This is a genomic window from Streptomyces sp. R818 (assembly GCF_056172735.1).
This window is the reverse complement of the sequence record NZ_JAOCNE010000004.1, coordinates 42,024-44,634: the sequence shown is the minus strand read 5'-3', so window position 1 is coordinate 44,634 and position 2,611 is coordinate 42,024. Positions and strand designations below refer to the sequence as shown.

Sequence of the window (2,611 nt, the reverse complement as noted above, 5' to 3'; positions counted from 1 at the left end):
CGCGAGTTCGGCCGCGACCTCCCGGTTGGTCAGGCCGTCGCCGACGAGCGCGGAGACCTGCCGCTCGCGGGGCGTGAGGACGTCGGTGGGGCCGGAGCGCCGCGCGCCGACGGCCGCCCCCGGCCCGACGGCGAGCGCCGGCTCCACCACCGCGTCCAGCGACAGCTGCCCGCCCTCGGCGAAGGCGTCGCGGTAGCCGTCGTCGCCCAGCGCGGAGCGCGCCCGCGCCGCCGCGTCCGCGTGCAGCGCGTGCAGCACCGGGAGCCCGAACCTCGCCTCCTTCGCGGAGCGGCGCCACAGCGCGTCCGCCGCGCCCTGCAGCACGGCGACCCGCTCGAAGCACCGCGACCGCGCCGCGTACCAGGCGAGCCCCTCGAGGCAGTGGGCGACGCCCATCAGATCGTGCAGGGCCGCCTTGCTGCGCAGCGCCTCCCGCGCACAGGCGACGGCCGCCTCGTGGTCGCCGCGCAGCCACAGGCCGACGCTCTTGACCCACAGCGCCCAGCCGCGCGCCCACTGCTCGCCGGGGTGCGCGGCGCCGCGCGCGAGCGAGTCGTCGCACCAGGCGATGCCCCGGTCGTGGTCGCCGGAGAGGACGAGCATGAAACCGCCGTAGAAGCCGATCATCAGCAGGCCCGTCTCGTCACCCAGTGCCGTCATCCGCTCGCGGGCCTCGGTGAAGTCCTCGGCGCAGCCGTCCATCAGGCCGGAGAAGTAGCGGCGGTGCGCCTGGAAGGCGAGCGTCCACGCGGCGCCGACCGGATCGCCGATGCGCTCGGCGAGCGCCTCGCCCTCCTTCAACAGCTCCTCGTTGCCGCCGCGTTCGCCCTGCAGGTCCATGTACCAGCTGCTCAGCCACAGCGCCTTGACGCGTACGGGCGTCTCGTCCCGGCACCCGTCGAGCGTGCGGCGCAGCCAGTACCGGCCCTCGGTGAGCAGGCCCGTGGTGTGCCAGTAGCCCCACAGGGCCGTCGCCATCCGCAGCCCCTGCTCGTGCAGCCGGGGCGAGGACACGCAAGTCTCCAGTGCGGCCCGCACGTTGGCGCGGTCGCGCACCAGGGCCCGCAGCAGCGGGACCTGCGCGTCGCCCGTCCACTCCTCGTCGAAGGAGCGGGCCACCTCCGTGAAGTACGCGAGGTGGCGGCGCCGGACCGTTTCCTCCCCGCCGACCGCCGCCAACTGCTCCGCGCCGTACTCGCGGATCGTGTCGAGGAGGCGGTAACGGGTGCCCTCGGGCGTCTCCACGCGGATCACGACGGACTTCTCGACCAGGCCGATGAGCGCGGTCAGCACCTCCTCCCCGGGCAGCGCCACGCCGGGGACGGGGCCCGTGCGCGCGGCCGGGTCCGCGCACACCGCTTCCGCTGCCTGGAGGCTGAACTCGCCCGCGAACACCGAGAGCCGGGCCCACAGGAGACGCTCCTGCGCCGTCGACAGGTCGTGGCTCCAGCCGATCGCCGTCCGCAGCGTCTGGTGGCGCGGCACCGAGGTGCGCCGCCCGCCCGTCAGGAGGCGGAAGCGGTCGTCGAGGCGGAGGAGGACCTCGCCGAGGGAGAGCGCCCGCAGCCGGGACACCGCGAGCTCGATGGCGAGCGGGATCCCGTCGAGGCGGCGGCAGAGCGCCAGCACGTCGGCCCGGTTCCCGCCGTCGACCGTGAAGCCGGGCACGGCCGCCGACGCCCGGTCCGCGAACAGGTCGAGGGCGTCGCTCGCCCGCGCCGGGCCCGCGGCGTCCGGCTCGGGCACGCTCAGCGGCCCGAGGGCGAGGACGTGCTCGCCCGCCACGTCCAGCGGCTGCCTGCTCGTCGCCAGGATCCGCAACTGGGGCGCCGCGCGCAGGAGTTCGTCACAGAGCAGGGCACATGCGTCGACCAGGTGCTCACACGTGTCGAGCAGCAACAGCAGCTCCCGCTCCGCCAGATACTCGGCGATCACCTCGATCGGCGGGCGGGCCGTCTGCTCGGGCAGGTCGAGCGCCGCGGCGACGGTGTTCGCGAGCAGTTCGGGGTCGCTCAGCGCGGACAGCTCCACCAGCTGCACCCCGGAGGGGAACGTGGGGCGCAGCTCGTACGCCGCGCGCACCGCCGTACGGGTCTTGCCGACGCCGCCGGGGCCCGTCACCGTCACCAGGCGGGCCCGCGCGAGCACGTCGGCCAGCTGCGCCAGCTCGCGCCGCCGTCCGACGAAACTGGTGGCCTCGGCGGGCAGTTCACCCCACGTGCGGCGGCCGGAGCTGCGGTTCATGTGCGGTCTCACTTCGTACGGGGCGAGCGGTGGCGGGCGGTGGCGGGCGGGACGACGCGTCTTGTCCCGCCACGGTAGAAGCGTTCCGCCCCACCCTTGGCGGCTTCACCGGATCACCCCGCGCGGACCGGGCGGAGGTGGGACACTGCTCTCCCGCGGTCGGGTCCGCGCCACCACTCCCATGCCGCGGGCACATTCCGGATGCCGTAGGCACATGCTCAGCGCACTTCGGGGAAGACGTCACACACGGCACCCGGCTGACTACACTTCCCGGCATCCCTCGCGATCACCGCGGCCCGACCCCGTTGCCCCGGCCGCCCCAGGAAGGCACCCATGACCACCCGCCCGCGTACGACAAGCCCGACCC

Annotated in this window: 1 protein-coding gene; it reads right to left on the bottom strand. The window is 75.0% G+C overall.

Translation table 11 applies throughout. The features are described from left to right. On the bottom strand, positions 1-2,244 hold a 2,244-nt coding region (locus tag N5I75_RS13090; RefSeq protein ID WP_476677105.1), incomplete at its 3' end, for an ATP-binding protein. Between the last annotated feature and the right edge of the window lie 367 nt (positions 2,245-2,611).